Genomic DNA, 17,021 nt, shown 5'->3' on the forward strand with positions numbered 1-17,021 from the left:
CGTTCCCACGCACAGCGTGGGAACGATCAGTTTCGCTACAGGAGTCACCGCACTATGAGCCGCGCCCCAGACACATGGATTCTGACCGCCGACTGCCCAAGCGTGCTCGGCACCGTGGACGCGGTGACCCGCTTTCTGTTCGAGCAGGGCTGCTACGTCACCGAGCACCACTCCTTTGACGACCGGCTCTCGGGCCGTTTCTTCATTCGCGTGGAATTCCGCCAGCCCGACGGCTTTGATGAACAGGCATTTCGTGTCGGCTTGGAAGAACGTGGCAAAGCCTTCGGCATGGTCTTCGAACTGACCCCGCCGAACTACCGGCCAAAAGTGGTGATCATGGTCTCCAAGGCTGATCACTGCCTCAACGACTTACTCTATCGCCAACGCATCGGCCAGTTGTCGATGGACGTGGCCGCCGTGGTCTCCAACCACCCCGACCTCAAGCCGCTGGCCGACTGGCACCAGATTCCGTATTACCACTTCCCCCTGGACCCGAACGACAAGCCGTCGCAAGAACGCCAGGTGTGGCAGGTGATCGAAGAGTCCGGCGCCGAACTAGTGATTCTTGCGCGCTACATGCAAGTCCTGTCGCCGGAGCTGTGCCGCAAACTCGACGGCAAGGCGATCAATATCCACCACTCCCTGCTGCCCGGTTTCAAGGGCGCCAAGCCGTACCACCAGGCCTACAACAAGGGCGTGAAACTGGTCGGCGCGACGGCGCATTACATCAATAACGACCTGGACGAAGGCCCGATCATCGCCCAGGGCGTTGAGGCCGTGGACCACAGTCATTACCCGGAAGACCTGATCGCCAAGGGGCGGGATATCGAAGGGCTGACCCTGGCACGGGCCGTTGGGTATCACATTGAGCGAAGGGTGTTCCTCAACGCCAATCGCACCGTCGTTCTTTAGATCGCTATCGCGGGCAAGCCCGCTCCCACAGGGTTCTTTGTCGTTTACAGACCTTGTGTTCACCCCGTCCACTGTGGGAGCGGGCTTGCCCGCGATGAGGTCCTAAAGGACAACGCAAGACACAGGCAACAAACCCGAGCAATCAACGCGCCGCCGTTTCATGGCGACGCGACCGCTACATAAAAACAACAGCGAGGTGAAAGCATGTCTGGCAATCGTGGTGTGGTGTATCTCGGCAATGGCAAAGTCGAAATACAGAAAATCGACTATCCGAAAATGCAGGACCCGCGCGGCAGGAAGATTAACCACGCTGTCATCCTGCGTGTGGTGTCCACCAACATCTGTGGTTCCGACCAGCACATGGTGCGCGGCCGTACCACCGCTCAGACCGGTCTGGTGCTCGGCCACGAGATCACTGGCGAAGTCATCGAGAAGGGCAGCGACGTCGAAAACCTGCAAATCGGCGATCTGGTGTCCGTGCCGTTCAACGTCGCTTGCGGGCGCTGCCGTTCCTGCAAGGAAATGCACACCGGTGTTTGCCTGAGCGTTAACCCGGCCCGTCCCGGCGGTGCTTACGGCTACGTGGACATGGGCGACTGGACCGGTGGCCAAGCCGAGTACGCGATGGTGCCGTACGCCGACTTCAACCTGCTGAAACTGCCGGATCGGGATCGCGCGATGGAAAAAATCCGCGACCTGACCTGCCTCTCCGACATTCTGCCAACCGGTTACCACGGCGCAGTGACCGCGGGCGTTGGTCCTGGCAGCACCGTCTACATCGCCGGTGCCGGTCCAGTTGGCCTCGCGGCTGCCGCTTCTGCTCGCCTGTTGGGCGCGGCAGTGGTGATCATCGGTGACGTCAACACCGTTCGCCTGGCACACGCCAAGGCACAGGGTTTCGAAATCGCCGACCTGTCCCTGGACACGCCGCTGCACGAACAGATCGCCGCGCTGCTGGGCGAGCCGGAAGTGGATTGCGCCGTCGACGCCGTAGGCTTCGAAGCGCGTGGCCACGGCCATGACGGTGTGAAACACGAGGCTCCGGCCACCGTGCTCAACTCGCTGATGGGCGTGGTTCGTGTGGCCGGCAAAATCGGTATCCCTGGCCTCTACGTGACTGAAGATCCAGGTGCTGTGGATGCCGCCGCGAAAATGGGCAGCCTGAGCATTCGCTTCGGTCTGGGCTGGGCTAAATCCCACAGCTTCCACACCGGCCAGACGCCAGTGATGAAGTACAACCGTCAGCTGATGCAGGCGATCATGTGGGACCGCATTCATATTGCCGACATCGTTGGCGTGGAAGTCATCAGCCTGGATGACGCGCCGCGTGGTTACGGCGAGTTCGATGCGGGCGTGCCGAAGAAGTTTGTGATCGATCCACACAAACTGTTCAGCGCGGCGTAAGCCTTCACGCAAAACAAAAACGGCGACCTTCGGGTCGCCGTTTTTTTTGGCGTCACACACAACCCTGTGGCGAGTGGGCAAGCCTCCTCGCCACAAAAGCTCATCAGTGCTTTCAGAGGGCGGCCAGCGCGCCTTGATACAAGACCGGCCCGGTGGGTTGTCCGGTTGGCGAGCCACCCTTCGGCTCAAGACTCACCGCCAACACAGTCGGCTTGCTGATCAACGCTTTCTGCGCATCGCTCAACACCACGCGGCCCTTGCCACCTGTCGGGATCACCCCCAGGGAAACAGGTTTGCCATCCGCCGGAATCGCCCACAGCTCAAGGCTGCGACCCGGATCCACCGCCGCCAGTGTCAGCGGTTCAACGTTCAGATAGTCCTCATGTGCTTCAACCTTCAGCGCCGGTTGTGCCTCGGCCGTCAGCAATGTGGCGCTATACCGCGCACTGTCGCGGTTGTAGATGACACCCAAGGTCACGGCAATCACCAGCGAACACATCGCCGCGGTAATCCGCAACCAGTTCCAGAACGGCCGCTTCTCAGGCACATGCAGCACTTGCGGTTCGATTCGTGCGGTAATCCCGTGCCATACGCGCTCCGGCACCGGTTGCTCCGGCAGGGCTTCGGTCAGGCTGGCGAGGCTTTCCTGCCATTGCGCCAGTTCTGCACGCAACGCTGCATCTTCCCGCAACAACTGCTCAAAACGTCGACGCGCGGCAGCGGGCATCAAGCCGATGGCGTAGTCGGCGGCGAGGGCGCGGCGCAGGGACGGGGTTTGGTAATTCATGATTCAAGGCACCTGCGCAGGCGATCCATGCCCCTGCGGATCCAGGATTTCACCGAGCCCAGTGGCGCGGCCAGATGCTCGGCCAGTTCTGAGCAGGACAAGCCCTGAAAATACGCGACAGTGATCGATTGACGCTGCATGCCTTCAAGGCTTTCCAGGCAGCGATTCAAGGCGTTGGCCTCGCGGGCGCTGGTCAATTGTTCGTGGGCGGAGGGGCTTTCATCCACCAACGCCTGTTCTTCGAGATCAGTCAGTGGCCGGTCGCGGTGTTTGCGCAGATGGTCGATGGCCTGGTTTCGCGTGATGTTGATCATCCAGGTGAGCGGTGCCGACAGGTGCGACTCATACCGCGAGGCGTTGTTCCAGATGCGCACGAAGCTTTCTTGCAAGACTTCTTCGGCCAGATCCGGGCGCCCCATGAAGCGCAGGGCAACGCCATGCAAGCGTGGGCCGACGCTTCGGTAAAGCGTCTCGAAAGCGCGGCGGTCGCCCAGTGAACATTGGGCCAACAGCTGCCTGAGCTGATCGGTGTCGGCAATGGAAATAACGGTTCTCCAGACAATCGGGGGAGCGTCGATGGGCTGCGTGCGGTACCGGTGGCAGGCAGAGGTTAGTTCACGGCGCGCAGGAGTTCCATTCACGGACGGATACCTCGGAAGAGTCCGCCGGCCCCGATGCGCAGGGCCGGCGGCACGGCTCAACTTTTCGGCATCAGCACTTTGTCGATCACCTGAATCACGCCGTTGGACTGGTACACGTCGTAGGTGGTGATGTCGGCGACATCACCCTTTTCATCCTTGATGGTGATGTTGTGCGGGCCGTTCATCATCGCCCACAGCTTGCCACCGGCGACGGTGGTGAGCTCGGTCTTGCCACCACCGGCCTTGATCTTCTCGGCCAGGGTCATCATGTCGAGTTTGCCGGCGACTACGTGGTAGGTCAGGAGTTTGCTCAAGGCCGCCTTGTTCTCGGGTTTGAGCAGCGTATCGACCGTGCCGGCGGGCAGGGCGGTGAAGGCCGAATTGACCGGGGCGAATACGGTGAACGGACCTTTGCCTTTGAGGGTGTCGACCAGTCCGGCGGCTTTCACGGCGGCGACGAGCGTGGTGTGGTCGGGGGAGTTCACCGCGTTCTCGACGATATTTTTGCCGGGCAGCATGCTTTGCCCGCCGACTATCACGGTGTCGTGACTCATGTCCGCTGCCTGGACGGTGTTCAGGATAAAACCGCCGCCAAAGGCCAGGGTCAGCAGGCTGGCAATCAACGGTGTTCTGATCGAAGTGCGTTTCATGGTGATGTCCTTGTGGGGGAAAATCGGCCAGGAATGTCTGTCCGTGTTTGATATACGCGGCAGGAAGTTGACTGGATGCAGCACGGCAGAATTCTTTTTCGACTGTCCACCAAGGCCCGCCAGGGCTGGGAACAATCCTCGGGGATACCAGTCCAACGGACAGTTTTTCGCCGCCCATTGAGGCGCGGTGTTCATGGCACAAGAGGATGTCCGGATGAAGATTTCACGCGGTTTTGCACTGGCTTCGCTGATGAGTCTGGCGGCCAGCCCGGTCTTTGCTCAGTTCAGCCTGAACGATGCGGCCAATGCCATCTCCGGCATGAACGGCGAAAACGCCGCCGAAGCGGCCGCGCCAACCCCTCAGACGGCCGATCTGCTGGGTGCGCTGACCGAATTGAACGTGACACCTGAACAAGCCGTGGGCGGTGCCGGGGCGATGCTGGGGTTGGCCAAGAATCAATTGAGTTCGGCTGATTACTCGGAGTTGGCCAAAAGCGTACCGGGAATCGACATGTTATCGGGCGGTGGAGAGCTGGGCGCCCTCGCAGGCTTGCTCGGTTCGTCCGGCAAGGCCGCCGGTCTGGACAATGCACTGGGCAACGTGAAGAACACCAATGACTTGAACGACGCTTTCAGCGCATTGGGGATGGATGGCGGAATGATTGGCCAGTTCGCCCCGGTACTCCTGCAATACTTCGGTCAGCAAGGCGTTGGCGGTTCGTTGCTGAACAGCCTGGGCAGCATCTGGGGCACCGGCATTTGATTCAACGTCGTTCGGCGCGCAACGCGTCGATGCGCTGGTCCTTTTCGACCCAGAGCTGGTTGACCCAGTTCTGGATTTTTTCGCGAAACAGCGGATCGTTTTCGTAATCGCCTTGCCACAGCGCCGGATCCAGCTCGCGTGTCTTGATGTCGATGATGACCCTCGGCACGTTGCCGCTGATCAAATCCCAGAACCCCGGAATCGCCTGTTGCGGATACACCACCGTCACATCAAGAACGGCGTCCAGCTGTTCGCCCATTGCCGCCAGCACAAACGCCACACCGCCGGCCTTGGGCCGAAGCAGGTGAGTGAAAGGTGATTGCTGCCGGGCACTTTTCGCGGCGGTGTAGCGTGTGCCTTCCAGGTAATTGACCACCGTCACTGGCTGGCGCTTGAACAACTCGCACGCTGCTTTGGTGATTTCCAGGTCCTTGCCGGCCAGCTCCGGGTGCTTGGCCAGGTAAGCCTTGGTGTAGCGCTTCATGAACGGGTAATCCAGTGCCCACCACGCCAGACCGAGGAACGGCACCCAGATCAGTTCCTTCTTGAGGAAGAACTTGAAGAACGGCGTGCGCCGGTTCAGGGTCTGGATCAATGCCGGGATATCGACCCAGGACTGATGATTGCTGATCACCAGATAGGACGTGTCGACCCGCAGGCCTTCGCCGCCGCGGATGTCCCAGCGGGTCGGGATGCACAGCCGAAAGATCAGTTTGTCGATCTCGGCCCACGTCTCGGCGATCCACATCACCGCCCATGAGGCGTCGTCGCGATAGCGACCGGGCAGGACCAGTTTTAACAGGGCAAACACCATCAGTGGCCCGATCAGGACCAGGGTGTTGAGCAACAGCAGCAGGGTGACGAAACAGCCGGTGAGCAGGCGGCGCATAAGTGACTCTTGAAAGCATTTGGGCGCGACATGATAAGCAGCTTCGGGCGGGAGGCCAAATCGGGGGTGACGAATGTTTCACCTTTGGGGCGTTAATCTTGCCACACGATCGTTCTGGGCCGCAGCGCGTCCCTGGCGGCATTCCCACGCAGAGCGTGGGAACGATCCACTCGACAACGGTCTAAAATCCCGCTGCCCACTCCTTATGGATGCCCATGACGTGAAATCGATCCTCGCACTGTTTTCCCTGGTGGCCTTGCCAGTCCTGGCCGCCGAGCCGACCCTGTATGGGCGTTACGAATACATCGCGCTGCCGGAAATCGGCGGCGAAGTGCTCAAGGCCAAAATGGACACCGGCGCCCTGACCGCCTCGCTGTCGGCCAAGGACATCGAAACCTTCACCCGCGACGGCGAAGACTGGGTACGTTTCCGCCTCGCCACCAAGGACGCCAGTAACAAAGTCTACGAACACAAGGTCGCGCGGATCAGCAAGATCAAGACCCGATCCGAAGAAGAGGACGATGACAAGGAAGTGGTCGAGCCCACCAAACGCCCGGTGGTCGATCTGGAACTGTGCCTGGGCAACGTCAAGCGCACCGTTGAGGTCAACCTGACCGACCGCAGCAGCTTCAACTACCCTTTGTTGATTGGCGCCAAAGCCTTGCGCGAATTTGGCGCGGCGGTCAACCCGGCACGTCGGTTTACCGCCGACAAACCCGACTGCTGAATTCAAGTGGTCTCATTGACGTGACGTGAGCCTTGGGGCACCGTTCGCCCACTTCATAACCGGGCCGGGACGCCATGCCTCATATCTTGATTGTCGAAGACGAAGCGGCGATTGCCGACACCCTGGTTTTCGCGTTGCAGGGTGAGGGCTTCACCACGACCTGGCTGAGCCTGGGCGCGGCAGCGCTGGACCATCAGCGCGCCACGCCATCCGATTTGATCATTCTCGACATTGGTTTGCCGGACATCAGTGGCTTCGAGACCTGCAAGCAATTGCGCCAATTCAGCGAAGTGCCGGTGATTTTCCTCAGTGCACGCGATGCGGAAATCGACCGTGTGGTGGGCCTGGAAATCGGTGCCGACGATTACGTGGTCAAGCCGTTCAGCCCTCGGGAAGTCGCCGCGCGGGTGCGGGCCATTCTCAAACGCATGGCGCCAAGAGCGGTGGCCGAATCCTCATCGGCGCTGTTTCGAATCGACAACGATCGGGTGCAGATCAGCTATCGCGGTCAATCGCTGAGCCTGACCCGTCACGAATTCCGCCTGCTGCAATGCCTGCTGGAACAACCCGAACGGGTGTTCAGCCGCGAGCAATTACTCGATGCGCTGGGCATCGCCGCCGATGCCGGTTACGAGCGCAGCATCGACAGCCATATCAAGAGCGTGCGCGCCAAACTGCGTCTGGTGCGGGCAGACGCCGAGCCAATCCAGACCCATCGTGGCCTCGGCTACAGCTACAGCCCGGGGCACAGCTGATGCCGCTGGGGATCCGGATTTTCCTGGTCTACGTGCTGTTCATCGGCCTGACCGGTTACTTCGTGCTCAACACCGTGATGGAAGAAATCCGCCCCGGTGTGCGTCAGTCCACCGAAGAAACCCTGGTTGATACAGCCAACCTGATGGCCGAAATCCTGCGCGACGATTTCAAGGCCGGGACCCTCAACCAGAATCGTTGGCCCGAGTTGCTCAAGGCTTACGGCGAGCGGCAACCGAAGGCGAGCATCTGGGGCTTGCCGAAGAATCAGGTCAACCACCGCATCTACGTCACCGATGCCAAAGGCATCGTGATGCTGGACTCCAGCGGCGCAGCAGTGGGGCAGGATTACTCGCGCTGGAACGATGTCTACCTGACCCTGCGCGGCGAATACGGCGCCCGCTCCACTCGCAGCGATCCGAACGACGCCAATTCCTCGGTGATGCACGTCGGCGCACCGATCCGCGACAACGGCCAGATCATCGGCGCAGTCACCGTGGCCAAGCCCAACAGTTCGTTGCAACCCTATGTGGACCGCACCGAGCGCCGATTGCTGGCCTATGGCGCCGGGCTGATCGGCCTCGGTCTGTTGTTCGGCGCGCTGTTGTCGTGGTGGTTGAGCGCGGCACTGCGCCGGTTGACCGCCTATGCACAAGCGGTGAGTGACGGCCGACGGGTCGAGGTGCCGCATTATCGCGGCGGTGAGCTGGAGCAACTGGCGACAGCGGTGGAGCAGATGCGCACGCAGCTCGAAGGCAAGGCCTACGTCGAGCGCTATGTGCACACGTTGACCCATGAGTTGAAGAGCCCGTTGGCGGCGATTCGCGGGGCCGCGGAATTGCTGCAGGGCGAGATGCCGTTGGCGCAGCAGCAGCGGTTCGTCAGCAATATAGATAGCGAAAGCGTGCGGATGCAGCAGTTGATCGAGCGGCTGCTGAATCTGGCTCAAGTGGAACAGCGTCAAGGTCTGGAGGAGCGGGTGGCGGTGCCGCTGGCCGGGTTGGTGGATAAATTGTTGAAGGCTCAGGCGGCGCGCATCGAGGGGAAGCAGTTGCGCGTGGAGCAACGGATTTCAGCGGACCTGACGATAACCGGTGAGCCGTTTCTGTTGCGTCAGGCGCTGGGGAATCTGTTGGAGAATGCGCTGGATTTCACCCCGGTTCAGGGTGTGCTGCGCTTCAGTGCCGAGCGTATTGGGGAACAGATTGAGTTCAGGCTGTTTAACCAGGCAGGGGCGATACCTGACTATGCGCTGTCGAGGTTGAGCGAACGGTTCTACTCGCTGCCGCGTCCGGACAGCGGGCGCAAAAGCACTGGGTTGGGGCTTAATTTTGTCGAAGAAGTGGTCAAGTTGCATGGCGGAACATTCAGCATTGGCAATGTTGAGGGCGGGGTTGAAGTCAGGTTGCGCCTGGCTTAGGACCGAGTCGCTGGCATCGCGAGCAGGCTCACTCCTGCAGGTACTGCGCAAACCCTGTAGAAGCCTGCTCGCGAAGGGGCCAGTGCAGTCTCCACATAATCTCCACATTCCCCGCATAAATCCCACACACAGCCCTCCCAGACTCTCCCCATCCAAACAGGGAGAGTCCCATGAACCGCAGCCTGACCCTAAAACTCGGGGCCATTGCCCTTTTGATTTTGTTGTTACTGATCCCGCTCTTGATGATCAACGGCATCATCCAGGACCGCCAGCAACTGCGTGACGGTGTGCTCGAAGACATCGCCCGCAGTTCCAGCTTCAGCCAGCGACTAAGCGGTCCGCTGATGGTAGTGCCGTATCGAAAAGTGGTGCGCACCTGGAAGCTCAACGAGAAAACCAACCAGCGCTACCAGGACATCGGTGAAGAGCGTGGTCGTTTGTACTTTCTTCCAGAACGTTTCGAGTTCGATGGCCAGATCCAGACCGAACTGCGTTCGCGAGGCATCTATGAGGCGCGCCTGTTCCACGCAGAAAACCACATCAGCGGGCATTTCTCGGTCCCGGCTCAATGGGGCATCAAGGAGGACTTCGCGGATTACCAGTTCGATCAGCCGTTTCTGGCGGTGGGCATCAGCGACATTCCCGGCATCGAAAATGCGTTGAAACTGGTCCTTAACGGCCAGACGCTGGACTTCGTTCCGGGCAGTCAGGTGGGTTGGCTGGGGGAGGGCGTACACGTGACGCTGCCGGCGCTGGACACCCAACAAACCACGGAGCTGGCCTTCGGTTTTGATCTGCGGTTGCAGGGCACCGGGCAGTTGCAGATTTTGCCAGTGGGCAAGACCAGCAACGTCTCGCTGAGTGCGAACTGGCCGCATCCAAGCTTCATCGGCAACTACCTGCCGGCCCGGCGTGAAGTCACCGATCAGGGTTTCACGGCGAATTGGCAGACCTCGTTCTTCTCCACCAACCTGCAAGAAGCGCTGGGCAGTTGCGTGTCCGGCGATGGTTGCGAGGCGTACAACGGGCGTAGCTTTGGCGTGAGCTTTATCGATCCGGTGGATCAGTATTTGAAGAGCGACCGGGCGATCAAATACGCCTTGCTGTTCATCGTCCTGACCTTCGCTGGCTTCTTCCTGTTCGAAGTGCTGAAAAGCCTGGCGGTGCACCCGGTGCAATACGCGTTGGTCGGCGTGGCCTTGGCGTTTTTCTATTTGTTGTTGCTGTCGCTGTCTGAACACATCGGCTTTGCCTTGGCGTATTTGTTGTCGTCGGCGGGCTGTGTGTTATTGATCGGGTTTTATGTCTGTCACGTACTGCGCAGCGTGCGCCATGGCTTGAGTTTTTCGGCGGGGTTGGCGGCGTTGTACGGCTTGCTCTATGGATTGTTGAGTGCCGAGGATTACGCGTTGCTGATGGGTTCGTTGTTGCTGTTCGGCTTGCTTGGGGTGTTCATGGTGCTGACACGCAAGCTGGACTGGTACGGGATCGGGCAGAAGAGTGCCAAGCCGATGGTGTTTGATCTGGGGGCGGTGGAATGAGCCGGTCGATTGGGTTGCGGGAGGATCAGCGGGTAGGGGAGGTTTTGGCGACGCTGATATTCGCGTTGTTTCCTTCGGATTCGGTGTGCTGCCTTCGCGAGCAAGCCCGCTCCCACACCAGATCTCCAGAGGACATGAAAAGTACGAACACTGCAGATCAAATGTGGGAGCGGGCTTGCTCGCGAAGGGGCCAGGACAGTCAGCGAAGACTTTAGACCTTAGGCATCGTCGCCACCATCGAAGGCCGCTGACTCACCTCGAAATACCACGCCGCCAACTGCGGGTTCGCCTCGCGCCATTCCAGATCCGGATGGCGCAAGTCGATGTAACCGAGCGCACAGGCGACGCTGATCGCCGCGACATCGAAATGGCTGGTCAGCTCGGCAATCGCGTCTTTTTCCAGCAACGCCAACCCACGACGAATCTTGTCGCGCTGCGCATCCAGGTACTCGTCCCAATGCTTCTGCGGGTCGCGCAGGACCAACTCGTAACGAACCAACACCGACGCGTCCATGATCCCGTCGGCCACGGAGGCCAGGGTCAGGCGCCGCCAGCGAGCCGAGCCTTCGCGCGGAATCAGCGGGTTGCCGACGTGCTGGTGATCGAGGTAATCGAGGATCACCCGGCTGTCATGGATGGCAGTGCCGTCGGCCAGGCGCAGGGCGGGGATTTTGCCCAACGGGTTGTCTTCGTTGAGTGACAGGTCCGGGTTGACCGGCGTCAGCACGCAATCCTGCAGCGCCACGCGGCCGGTCTGACCGGTCTCGTGCAGCAGCACCATGACTTTGCGAACGAAGGGCGATAACGAGTTGTGGTACAGGGTCATGCTGGGGGCGGACATGGCAACGTCTCGATCGGTGGCAGTGTCGGGCAGCATAGCGCGTTGACCCGATAGCTCAAGCTCGAACCCTGTAGGAGTGAGCCTGCTCGCGATGCGGGCTACGCGGTCGTTCAGGCAGCCGAGGTGATCCCATCGCGAGCAGGCTCGCTCCTGCACAGTTCAGTGGCGTTGCAGCAGGCCACGCAGGGCGAAGAACGCGGGCACGCCCAGGCCGAGCCAGCTCAGGGCGTCCCATACGCCGTCACCCAGCAGTGCGGCAAACAATCCGGCAGCGCTGAGCAAGGCGATAAACACGGGCGTCCCGAAGACCTTCCAGAAGTTCGATTGCCTCGGCTTCATGCTTGAGCCTCGGCAGGTTCAAGCACCGGTTTTGCCGCTTTGCGCCGCACCACCCACAAGTAAACCCCGCTGCCGAGCACGATGATGGTCAGCACGTCCAGGGTCGCCCACAGGATCTTCATCGGCATGCCGCCGTAGTCGCCGAAGTGCAGCGGCTGCGACATGCCCATGGCGTCCATGTACCACGGTCGTTCAGCCACGGCGGTGACTTGCAGCGTGCTCGCGTCGATCAGCACCGGTGTCAGCAAATGCGACGTCAGGTGGGTGCTGCCTTTCATGAACACCGCGTAATGGTGTTCGCTGGAAAACCGCGTGCCGGGGAAGGCGATGAAATCAGGCGTCATGTCTGGCGCAACTTCTTCGGCGATGTCGAGCAAACGGCTTGCCGGAGCGAGGTGCGTCAGCGCTGGCGCGTCGCGGTACGGCGCGACCATCGCGGTCAGGCTGTCATTGCGCCAGGCCGCAATCAGCAAATCGGCGCAGGCACTGATGACGCCGGTCACACCGACAACCAGCGCCCAGGTCAGCGTGACCACGCCGATCAGGTTGTGCAGGTCCAGCCAGCGCAGGCGGGTAGATTTGTCCTGGCGCACGGTGGCGAACTTCAAGCGACGCATAAAGGGCAAGTACAGCACGGTCCCGGAAATGATCGCAGCCACAAACATCAGCCCCATGAACGCCAGCAGCAACTTGCCCGGCAGGCCGGCAAACATGTCCACGTGCAGGCGCAGCATGATCATCATGAAACCGCCGTTGGCCGAAGGCATTTCCACGGCTTCGCCGGTGCGGGCGTCGAGCATGAAGGTGTGCGAGGAGTTCGGTTCGGTGCCGGCGGTTGCCGCCATGATCGTAACGGCACCGTTGGGCTCATCGTCTTCAAAACCGAAGTACTGCATGACTTCGCCGGGGCGATGCTTTTCCGCCGCCAGCACCAATTGCTGCAGATCCAGCCTCGGTGTGTCCGCCGGCATCGACTTCAACTCGGCGGCATCGCCCAGCAGGTGGTCGATCTCGTGGTGGAAGATCAACGGCAACCCGGTCAGTGCCAGCATCAGCAGGAAGACCGTGCAAATCAGGCTGGTCCAGGTGTGGACGAAGGACCAGCGGCGAATTGTTTTACTTTTCATTTCCAGGCCTTCAGAAAGACCAAAGCCGTCCTGAAGAGGACGGCCTGGTTGTGGGGCATGTCAGGTCAGACGATTACCACTTGTAGGTTGCACTGGCGACGACGCTGCGCTGGTCGCCGTAGTAGCAGTAGAAACTGTCGCACGTGGAGATGTAGTCCTTGTTGAACAGGTTCGTGGCGTTCAGGGCCAGGGACGCACCTTTCAGGGTGTTGTCCAGGCGGCCGAGGTCGTAATGAACGGCGGCGTCGAACAGGGTGTAGGCATCGGCCTTGCCCAGTTCGGTGTTGGCCTGGTCGCCGTAGGTGTTGCCGGTGTAGCGAACGCCTGCACCGACGCCGAAGCCGTCCAGCACGCCGTTGTGCCAGGTGTAGTCAGTCCACAGCGAGGCCTGTTGGTTAGGCATCAGTTGCAGGCGATTGCCCTTGAAGTCGCCATCCTGCACTTCAGATTTGGCCAGGGTGTACGCGGCGATGAGCTTGAGGTTTTCGGTAACGTCGGAAACCGCTTCCAGTTCCAGGCCTTTGACGTTGACTTCACCGGTCTGGCTGGTGATCGGCGTGGCGCCGACGGTGGTGGTGACCGAAACGTTTTTCTGGGTCAGGTCGTAGATCGCAGCGGTCAGCAGGGTGTCGCTGCCGGGCGGCTGATACTTGATGCCCAGTTCCCATTGTTTGCCTTCGGTGGGTTTGAACGACTCGGTGGACGAGGCCGCCGCACCGGTGGTCGGCTGGAAGGATTCGGCGTACGACAGGTACGGCACAAAGCCCGAGTCGAACACGTAGCTGATCGCCGCGTTGCCGCTGAAATTCTTGTCGCGCTCGGTGTTGGTGGCATCACCCTTGTTGAAGAACCTGGTGCCGGTGTGCACCCAGTCTTCACGGCCGCCGAGGGTCAGGCGCCATTGGTCGAGGGCCATTTGATCCTGCACGTACAGGCCGGTCTGGTAGGTCTTCTGGTCGTAATCGTAGAACGCGGAGGAACGCGCCGGACGCTCGATCGGCAAGCCGTGGATCGGGTTGTTGACGTTGATCGGTGGCGCGCTGCCGAAGATCGAGGTGTAGTGGGTGTTACTGCGCTGGTGGTCAAGACCCAGCAGCACAGTGTGATTCACTTCGCCGGTCGCGAAGTCGGCCTGGAAGTTGTTATCCACGGCGAACTGGCTGATGTCTTCGTCGACGCTGGTGGTGGTGCGATCAACGTTGCCCGCGTCATCCACCTGGAAGAACGGATACGAACCGACGGTGATGGCCTGGAACGACAGGTCCGACTTGGTGTAACGCAGGTTCTGCCGGAATTGCCAGACGTCGTTCAGGCGATGTTCGAACGCATAGCCCAGCGCGTAGTAGGTGCGGTCGTAGTATTCCCAGTCCGGGTCACCGAGGTTCTTGTGATGGGAAATGTCGCCGAACGGCATGTCGATTTTAGTGCCTTGCACCGGCAGAAACTGGCTGGTGATGCCGGTATCGTCACGGGTGAACTGTGTGAGCAAGGTGAACCGGGTGTCTTCGTCGATGTTCCAGGTCAGGCTCGGCGCGATGTTGTAGCGCTTGTTCTCGACGTGGTCGATCTGCGTGTCGCTGTCGCGCACTACGCCACTCAGGCCGTAGAGAAACCGGCCTTCGTCATCGATCTTGCCGGTACTGGCGAAGTTGATCTGACGCTGATTGTCGCTGCCGTATTGCAGCTCGATCTCATGGCTGTCCACAGCTGACGGGCGGCGACTGACCATGTCCAGCAAGCCGCCGGGCGGGGTCTGGCCGTACACCGAGGACGCCGGACCGCGCAACACGGCGAGGCGGTCGAGGTTCCAGGTTTCCTGTTTCGGGTTGGCGTACACCCCTTTAGGCAATGGCAGGCCGTCGAGGAACTGGGTCGGTTCGAAACCCCGCACGCGCAACCAGTCGGCGCGGGTGTCGCTGCCGTAGCTGCTGGCGGTGGTGCCGGGCATGTAGCGCACGGCGTCATCGAGGTTCTGGACGTTGCGATCATCCATTTGCTCGCGAGTCACGACCGAAATCGAGCGAGGTACTTCGATCAGCGCGGTGTCGGTCTTGGTGCCGGCGGCGGTGCGTTTGGCGAGGTAACCGTCTACCGGGCCCCAAGCGCTTTCGGTACTTCCCACACCGATGACCGCGGTTTCCGGCAGGGCCAGTGTGCCCTCGGGAATGGCCACCAGGCTGTAGGTGCCGGCGCTGCTCTGTTCCAGTTGCAGACCGGTGCCGCGCAAGGCTTCACGCAGGGCGGCGGCAGCATCGAACTGACCCTTCACCGGGGCCGAGGTCTTGCCCGCGGCCAACGATGGATTGAGCGACAGCGCCAGACCAGCCTGGCTGGCGATCTGGTTCAGGGTGCTGGTCAATGGCGCGGCCGGCAGGTTGTAGGCGTGAACGCTGGCGTCCTGTTCAGCGGCGATCAGTTGAGTGCTGGCCAGAGGCGCGAAGAGGGCAATGGCGAATGCCAGCAAGCTGGGGCGCAACAAGGTGTCTAGGGAACGGGACATACATCGGCTCCTGAATGGAAATATTTCTCAATTGCTTAGGTGCCGGACGAGAATTGCAAAGTGATAGGGCTGGATGAAAATAATTTCGATTCAGATAATTGACTGAGTCTGATGGCCTCTTCGCGAGCAAGCCCGCTCCCACATTGGGTTCTCCAGTGTTCACAAGATATGTAGTCACAGGAGATTAACTGTGGGAGCAGGCTTGCTCGCGAAGACGGCCGATCAGACACAGCAGGACTTAAGGTTTTGTGTCAGCCTTCGCCACCGTCACCCACCACGGCGTGTGCTGTTCGATTTGCACCGGCAGGGTCGGCAGCAGGGCCATCAGGGCTTTATCGGTGTTGTGCAGCGGGAAGCTGCCGGTGATCCGCAGGTCGGCAATCTCGGGGGCGACTCCCAGGTGCCCGCGTCGATACCGGCCGAGTTCGTGCACCAAGTCTTCCAGGCGGGCGTTGTCGACCACCAGCATGCCGCGGGTCCACGCATCGGCGCCGGCATTAACGGCGACAATCGGTCCCAACCCGTTACTGCGCATCAGCACTTGCTGACCTTCGCGCAGAATCTGCTCTCCGGGACTCGACGCCGGATGCGCCGCGACCGCCGACTTCAACACGCTCAGGCGCGTGCCATCTTCCTCGCGCTTGACCAGGAACAACGTGCCGAGGGCACGCAGGCTGCCTTCGCGGGTTTCGACGATAAACGGCCGGGCATCGCCGTGGCCGGTCTCGACGAGGATTTCGCCTTCCTGAAGGATGATCCGCCGCTGCTTCTCATCGAAACGGATGTCGACGGCGCTGTGGGTGTTGAGGTTAAGCAGCGTGCCGTCCGCCAGGCGCAGGGTGCGCTGCTCCCCGGTGGCGGTGCGCTGGTCGGCTAGCCAATAGTTGACGGGCAGATATCGATCACCCGCGAACAGGGCCAGCCCGAGCACCGCGACAACACTGGCCACGCCGCTGCCCAGTTTGCGAACGCGGCGGCGAATGCTTTCACGTGATTTCAGCAATGCCGTGCGGGCCGGGCCGTTGGCGACGCTGAAACGCTGGTCGAGCATGCCCAGTTGGCGCCACGCGCGGGCGTGTTCCTCATGGGCTGCGTGCCATTGGCTGAACGCTTCGCGCTCCACCGGGTTGCCGGAGTCCAGGGACAATTGCCAGGCAATCGCCGCATCCAGCACCTTGGCTGACACCGGTTTGGAACTGACCGGGCTCATACCGGCTCACCGTACAAGGCGATGTAGCACTGACGAATTCCCTGGGCCAGGTATTGCCGCACACGCGGTACCGAGACGCCCAGTCGCTCGGCGATTTCGGCATGCGTGAGGCCGTCGAGGCGGTTAAAGAGAAACGCGGCCCGAGCCTTGCTCGACAGCTGACCCAGCAGGCGGTCGATGGCTTTGAGGTCTTCGAGGATCAGCTGCTGCTCCTCGACCGACGGTTGCTCGCCTTCGGGGATCAGCATCAGTTCGGTGAGATAGGCCTGTTCGAGCGCGGCGCGGCGGAAGTAGTCGAACAGCAGGCCCTTGGCAATTGCTACCAGGAATGCCCGCGGCTCGCGCGGTTCTTTCAGTTCATCGCGGCCCAGCAACCGCACAAAGGTGTCCTGGCTCAGGTCTTCGGCACGTTGCGGGCACGCCACGTTGCGTCGCAGCCAAGCCAATAGCCAACCGCGATGGTCGCGATATAACGCACCAACGAGCTCACTGTGGGGGCTTTGGATTGACGACACGC

Annotated in this window: 17 protein-coding genes; 7 read left to right on the forward strand and 10 right to left on the reverse strand. The window is 60.9% G+C overall.

What is annotated here, in order from left to right; translation table 11 throughout:
- Positions 1-54: 54 nt before the first annotated feature.
- Complete coding sequence (purU, locus tag NL116_RS03730) at positions 55-912, forward strand: formyltetrahydrofolate deformylase (RefSeq protein WP_208671122.1); 858 nt, start codon at positions 55-57, stop codon at positions 910-912.
- A 204-nt stretch (positions 913-1,116) separates the two neighbouring features.
- The gene (gene fdhA, locus NL116_RS03735) at positions 1,117-2,316 is read left to right on the forward strand and encodes a formaldehyde dehydrogenase, glutathione-independent (protein ID WP_007947729.1); all 1,200 of its coding nucleotides are present in this window, start codon (positions 1,117-1,119) and stop codon (positions 2,314-2,316) included.
- A gap of 112 nt (positions 2,317-2,428) precedes the next feature.
- On the opposite strand, the gene NL116_RS03740 is transcribed toward fdhA, so the two are convergent.
- Genes NL116_RS03740 through NL116_RS03750 form a run of 3 tightly spaced genes read right to left on the reverse strand, consistent with a single transcriptional unit; the run spans position 2,429 to position 4,394 of the window.
- A complete protein-coding gene (locus NL116_RS03740; protein WP_494376065.1) occupies positions 2,429-3,103 on the reverse strand; it encodes an anti-sigma factor in 675 nt (224 codons plus the stop codon).
- On the reverse strand, positions 3,100-3,744 hold the full coding sequence (locus NL116_RS03745) for a sigma-70 family RNA polymerase sigma factor (protein ID WP_494376066.1): 645 nt from the start codon (positions 3,742-3,744) through the stop codon (positions 3,100-3,102). Before NL116_RS03745 ends, NL116_RS03740 begins: the two co-directional genes overlap by 4 nt.
- A gap of 56 nt (positions 3,745-3,800) precedes the next feature.
- The gene (locus NL116_RS03750; RefSeq protein ID WP_494376067.1) at positions 3,801-4,394 is read right to left on the reverse strand and encodes a fasciclin domain-containing protein; all 594 of its coding nucleotides are present in this window, start codon (positions 4,392-4,394) and stop codon (positions 3,801-3,803) included.
- Positions 4,395-4,608: 214 nt separating this feature from the next.
- On the opposite strand from NL116_RS03750, the gene NL116_RS03755 reads away from it, so the two are divergent.
- Positions 4,609-5,157, forward strand: coding sequence for a DUF2780 domain-containing protein (locus tag NL116_RS03755; protein WP_494376068.1), 549 nt, complete (start codon positions 4,609-4,611; stop codon positions 5,155-5,157).
- Between the two features lies 1 nt (position 5,158).
- Here NL116_RS03755 and yihG read toward each other — a convergent pair whose 3' ends face one another.
- Complete coding sequence (yihG, locus tag NL116_RS03760; protein ID WP_494376069.1) at positions 5,159-6,046, reverse strand: 1-acylglycerol-3-phosphate O-acyltransferase, YihG family; 888 nt, start codon at positions 6,044-6,046, stop codon at positions 5,159-5,161.
- Positions 6,047-6,266: 220 nt separating this feature from the next.
- On the opposite strand from yihG, the gene rloA2 reads away from it, so the two are divergent.
- The 4 genes from rloA2 to creD all read left to right on the forward strand — a co-directional run bounded on the left by rloA2 (position 6,267) and on the right by creD (position 10,487).
- The gene (rloA2, locus tag NL116_RS03765) at positions 6,267-6,773 is read left to right on the forward strand and encodes a retropepsin-like aspartic peptidase RloA2 (protein WP_494376070.1); all 507 of its coding nucleotides are present in this window, start codon (positions 6,267-6,269) and stop codon (positions 6,771-6,773) included.
- A 74-nt stretch (positions 6,774-6,847) separates the two neighbouring features.
- Entirely contained in the window at positions 6,848-7,528 is a 681-nt protein-coding gene (gene creB, locus NL116_RS03770) for a two-component system response regulator CreB (protein WP_494376071.1), read from the forward strand.
- Entirely contained in the window at positions 7,528-8,946 is a 1,419-nt protein-coding gene (gene creC, locus NL116_RS03775; RefSeq protein WP_494376072.1) for a two-component system sensor histidine kinase CreC, read from the forward strand. The genes creB and creC overlap by 1 nt, the downstream gene beginning before the upstream one ends.
- A gap of 170 nt (positions 8,947-9,116) precedes the next feature.
- Complete coding sequence (gene creD, locus NL116_RS03780) at positions 9,117-10,487, forward strand: cell envelope integrity protein CreD (protein ID WP_494376073.1); 1,371 nt, start codon at positions 9,117-9,119, stop codon at positions 10,485-10,487.
- A gap of 211 nt (positions 10,488-10,698) precedes the next feature.
- On the opposite strand, the gene NL116_RS03785 is transcribed toward creD, so the two are convergent.
- From NL116_RS03785 to NL116_RS03810, 6 genes are all read right to left on the reverse strand, one after another.
- Positions 10,699-11,328: a glutathione S-transferase family protein gene (locus NL116_RS03785; protein ID WP_494376074.1), complete on the reverse strand. Its 630-nt coding sequence runs from the start codon at positions 11,326-11,328 to the stop codon at positions 10,699-10,701.
- 159 nt (positions 11,329-11,487) lie between these two features.
- Complete coding sequence (locus tag NL116_RS03790; protein ID WP_494376075.1) at positions 11,488-11,667, reverse strand: hypothetical protein; 180 nt, start codon at positions 11,665-11,667, stop codon at positions 11,488-11,490.
- Complete coding sequence (locus NL116_RS03795) at positions 11,664-12,794, reverse strand: PepSY-associated TM helix domain-containing protein (protein WP_494376076.1); 1,131 nt, start codon at positions 12,792-12,794, stop codon at positions 11,664-11,666. Before NL116_RS03795 ends, NL116_RS03790 begins: the two co-directional genes overlap by 4 nt.
- 73 nt (positions 12,795-12,867) lie before the next feature.
- Positions 12,868-15,294, reverse strand: a complete 2,427-nt coding sequence (locus tag NL116_RS03800) for a TonB-dependent siderophore receptor (RefSeq protein ID WP_494376077.1) — start codon at positions 15,292-15,294, stop codon at positions 12,868-12,870.
- 238 nt (positions 15,295-15,532) lie between these two features.
- Entirely contained in the window at positions 15,533-16,504 is a 972-nt protein-coding gene (locus tag NL116_RS03805) for a FecR domain-containing protein (RefSeq protein ID WP_494376078.1), read from the reverse strand.
- Positions 16,501-17,019 (reverse strand): RNA polymerase sigma factor, encoded by a 519-nt coding sequence (locus NL116_RS03810; protein ID WP_494376079.1) that lies wholly within the window; start codon positions 17,017-17,019, stop codon positions 16,501-16,503. Before NL116_RS03810 ends, NL116_RS03805 begins: the two co-directional genes overlap by 4 nt.
- Positions 17,020-17,021 lie beyond the last annotated feature (2 nt).

It is taken from the genome of Pseudomonas sp. FBCC-B1667, assembly GCF_059133255.1.

Coding starts and splice junctions, on each gene's coding strand:
- creB (WP_494376071.1), top strand. CDS start 6,848: ATGCCTCATATCTTGATTGTCGAAGACGAAGCGGCGATTGCCGACACC.
- creC (WP_494376072.1), top strand. CDS start 7,528: ATGCCGCTGGGGATCCGGATTTTCCTGGTCTACGTGCTGTTCATCGGC.
- NL116_RS03740 (WP_494376065.1), bottom strand. CDS start 3,103: ATGAATTACCAAACCCCGTCCCTGCGCCGCGCCCTCGCCGCCGACTAC.
- NL116_RS03785 (WP_494376074.1), bottom strand. CDS start 11,328: ATGTCCGCCCCCAGCATGACCCTGTACCACAACTCGTTATCGCCCTTC.
- NL116_RS03750 (WP_494376067.1), bottom strand. CDS start 4,394: ATGAAACGCACTTCGATCAGAACACCGTTGATTGCCAGCCTGCTGACC.
- NL116_RS03805 (WP_494376078.1), bottom strand. CDS start 16,504: ATGAGCCCGGTCAGTTCCAAACCGGTGTCAGCCAAGGTGCTGGATGCG.
- NL116_RS03755 (WP_494376068.1), top strand. CDS start 4,609: ATGAAGATTTCACGCGGTTTTGCACTGGCTTCGCTGATGAGTCTGGCG.
- NL116_RS03795 (WP_494376076.1), bottom strand. CDS start 12,794: ATGAAAAGTAAAACAATTCGCCGCTGGTCCTTCGTCCACACCTGGACC.
- NL116_RS03790 (WP_494376075.1), bottom strand. CDS start 11,667: ATGAAGCCGAGGCAATCGAACTTCTGGAAGGTCTTCGGGACGCCCGTG.
- purU (WP_208671122.1), top strand. CDS start 55: ATGAGCCGCGCCCCAGACACATGGATTCTGACCGCCGACTGCCCAAGC.
- yihG (WP_494376069.1), bottom strand. CDS start 6,046: ATGCGCCGCCTGCTCACCGGCTGTTTCGTCACCCTGCTGCTGTTGCTC.
- creD (WP_494376073.1), top strand. CDS start 9,117: ATGAACCGCAGCCTGACCCTAAAACTCGGGGCCATTGCCCTTTTGATT.
- fdhA (WP_007947729.1), top strand. CDS start 1,117: ATGTCTGGCAATCGTGGTGTGGTGTATCTCGGCAATGGCAAAGTCGAA.
- NL116_RS03800 (WP_494376077.1), bottom strand. CDS start 15,294: ATGTCCCGTTCCCTAGACACCTTGTTGCGCCCCAGCTTGCTGGCATTC.